Below are 3,763 nucleotides of genomic sequence, written 5' to 3'. Positions count from 1 at the left end.
TATTATGTAAAAAAACTATTATAAAAATATTAATTTTTTATTTACTAAACATTATAATCTTGGTATAATATTCTTATAGTAAAAACTATGTATAATAATTAATTTTAAATTAGCTTTAAAAATTATTATAAATTTTAGCTTTATTTATAGAGAAGGAGGACTTTAAATGTCTAAAATTATGAAAACTATGGATGGTAATCAAGCTGCTGCTGAAGTATCTTATCAATTTTCAGAAGTAGCTAATATCTTCCCTATCACTCCATCATCTCCTATGGCAGAGCACGTAGATGAATGGGCTGCTAAAGGTAAAAAAAATATGTTTGGTCAAACAGTACAAGTTGTAGAAATGCAATCTGAAGCTGGTGCTGCTGGTGCTTTACACGGTGCTTTAGCTACTGGTGCTTTAGCTACTACATATACTGCTTCTCAAGGGTTACTTCTTATGATACCTAATATGTACAAAATATCTGGGGAGCTTTTACCTTGTGTAATTCACGTTAGTGCTCGTACTATTGCAGGTCACGCTCTTAGTATATTTGGCGACCATTCAGACGTTATGGCTTGTCGTCAAACAGGATTTGCTATGCTCGCTTCTTCTAATGTACAAGAAGTTATGGATTTATCAGCTGTTTCTCATTTAGCAACTTTAAAATCTAGAGTACCGTTTTTAAATTTCTTTGATGGCTTTAGAACATCTCACGAAATTCAAAAAATTGAAGTTTTAGATTTTGATAAAGTTAAAGAGCTTATTGATATGGACGCTGTAAAACGCTTTAAAAATAATGCTCTTAATCCTCAAAGTCCTGTTACTAGAGGTACTGCTCAAAACCCTGATATCTTCTTCCAAGCAAAAGAATCATCTAATAAATTCTATGATAATGTTCCTGCTATAGTAGAAGATTATTTAGGCGAAATTAATAAATTAACTGGTAGAGATTATAAATTATTTAACTATTATGGTGACCCAGAAGCTGAAAAAGTTATTGTTGCTATTGGTTCTGTATGTGATACAATATCAGAAACTATAGACTTTTTAAGAGCTAAAGGTGAAAAAGTTGGTTTAGTAAACGTACATTTATTTAGACCTTTTGTACAAGAAAAATTATTAGAAGCTATCCCTACTACTGCTAAAAAAATAGCTGTATTAGATAGAACAAAAGAACCAGGTTCTCTTGGCGAGCCTTTATACCAAGATGTTTGTACTGCATTCTTTAAATCTGATAGAAAAGCTACTATTGTTGGTGGTAGATATGGTCTTAGCTCAAAAGATACAACTCCAGCTCAAATTATAGCAGTTTATGAAAACCTTAATTTAGACCAACCTAAAAACAATTTCACAATTGGTATTAACGATGATGTTACTCACCTTTCTTTAGAAGTTGGTAAAGAAATTGATGTTACAGATGAATCTACTATTAGCTGCAAATTCTGGGGATTAGGTGCTGATGGTACTGTTGGTGCTAATAAAAACTCTATTAAAATTATTGGTGACCATACAGATATGTATGCTCAAGCATATTTTTCTTACGACTCTAAAAAATCTGGTGGTTTAACAACTTCTCATTTACGTTTTGGTAAAAAATTAATACGTGCACCATATCTTGTTACTACTGCTGATTTTATAGCTTGTCATCAACCATCATACCTTGATAAATATGATATTTTAGAAGGTTTAAAAGAAGGTGGTAGCTTCTTATTAAACTGTAAATGGAACGATGCCGAATTAGATGAAAACTTACCTGCTAATGTAAAAAAATATATTGCAGAAAATAAAATCAACTTCTATACAATAGATGCTGTTGCAATAGCTAAAGAAATTGGACTTGGTAAACGTTTTAATGCCGTTTTACAATCTGCTTTCTTTAAAATAGCTAACATTATACCTGCTGACGAAGCTATTAAATATATGAAAGAAGCTATTGTTAAAGCTTATGGTAAAAAAGGTGAAAAAGTTGTTGCTATGAACCAACAAGCTGTTGAAAAAGGTATGGAGCTTGTTAAAAAAGTTGAAGTTCCTACTAGCTGGGCTAATGCTGAAGACAACTCTAAGCTTGAAACTAATATTGATAAACCAGAATTTATAACAAAAATATTAGAACCAATAAATGCTATGCAAGGTGATAAATTACCTGTTTCTGCATTTATAGGATATGAAGATGGTACTTTTGAAAATGGTACAGCAGCTTACGAAAAACGTGGTGTTGCTATTGAAGTTCCAGAATGGAACATTGATAACTGTATCCAATGTAACCAATGTTCTTATGTATGTCCTCACGCTGTTATTAGACCTTTCCTTATTAATGAAGAAGAAGGTAAAAATGCACCAGAAGGTTTTGTTAGCAAAAAAGCTATTGGTAAAGGTTTTGAAAATTACACTTACAGAATACAAGTATCTGTATTAGACTGTACTGGCTGTGGAAACTGTGTTGAAATTTGTCCTGCTAAAGAAAAAGCTATCCTTATGAAACCTTTAGATACTCAAATGGATGAAGTTCCTAACTGGGAATATGCAGTTGCTCTTTCTCCAAAAGAAAATCCTATGGACAAAAAATCTATCAAAGGTAGCCAATTTGAACAACCATTATTTGAGTTTTCAGGTGCTTGTCCTGGTTGTGGTGAAACACCATATGCAAAACTTATTACTCAATTATTTGGTGATAGAATGTACATAGCTAATGCTACTGGTTGTTCTTCTATCTGGGGTGGTTCTGCACCTAGCACACCTTATACTACAAATCATAACGGACACGGTCCAGCTTGGGCAAACTCTTTATTTGAAGATAATGCCGAGTTTGGTTTAGGTATGGCTATAAGTGTTAATAAACAAAGAACTACTTTAAAAGAAAAAGCAGAAGCTATTATTGCATCTACATCTAATACAGAATTAAAAGATACTTTACAAGCTTGGATTGATACAATGAATAAAGGTGAAGAATCTAAAGCTACATCTGCTGCTGTTATAGCTGCTCTTAAAGAAGAAACTAGCGAAGAAGCTAAATATATATTAGAAAATAAACAACATCTTGTTAAAAATTCTCAATGGATATTTGGTGGAGATGGTTGGGCTTACGACATTGGCTATGGCGGTTTAGACCACGTTCTTGCTTCTGGTGAAGATGTTAATGTATTTGTATTTGATACAGAAATATATTCTAATACTGGTGGTCAAGCTTCTAAGGCTACTCCTACTTCTGCTATTGCTAAATTTGCTGCTTCTGGTAAAAGAGTACGCAAAAAAGACCTTGGTATGATGGCTATGAGCTATGGTTATGTTTACGTTGCTCAAATATCTATGGGTGCTGATAAAAACCAAGTTTTAAAAGCTATTGTAGAAGCTGAAAGCTATCCAGGTCCATCATTAATCATTGCTTATGCTCCTTGTATAAGCCACGGTATTAATATGACTTATTCTTTAGAAGAATCTAAAAAAGCTGTTGATTGTGGATATTGGCAATTATATAGATTTAACCCTGCTCTTGAAGAACAAGGTAAAAATCCATTTATATTAGATTCTAAAGAACCTACTTCTTCATTTAAAGATTTCTTATCTGGTGAAGTTCGTTATACATCATTACAACGTGCATTCCCAGAGCTTGCAGAACAATTATTTGATTTATGTGAACAAGATTCTAAAAAACGTTTAGAAACTTATAAAAAACTTGCAGACGCTTAACCTTTAATAATCAATTTTTTGAAAACAAAGTATTCAAAAACAGGTATTCCTATATATTTTTATTCGTAAAAATTAATACAAACAACCGTA

General features: G+C 32.3%; 1 protein-coding gene. It reads left to right on the top strand.

Features of this window, described 5'->3' with window-relative positions:
- The first annotated feature begins 166 nt into the window (after positions 1–166).
- Positions 167–3,673, top strand: a complete 3,507-nt coding sequence (nifJ, locus tag R5Z65_RS09665) for a pyruvate:ferredoxin (flavodoxin) oxidoreductase (protein ID WP_317368792.1) — start codon at positions 167–169, stop codon at positions 3,671–3,673.
- Positions 3,674–3,763: the final 90 nt, after the last annotated feature.

Source organism: uncultured Tyzzerella sp., from assembly GCF_963558545.1.
In the GTDB taxonomy this organism is placed as follows: Bacteria; Bacillota; Clostridia; order Lachnospirales; family CAG-274; genus Tyzzerella.
The sequence above is the reverse complement of the archived record's forward strand: the minus strand, read 5'-3'. Positions and strand labels throughout refer to the sequence as shown.

Bases quoted from the DNA above. Each gene is read 5' to 3' on its own strand.
- nifJ (WP_317368792.1), top strand. From the start codon at position 167: ATGTCTAAAATTATGAAAACTATGGATGGTAATCAAGCTGCTGCTGAA.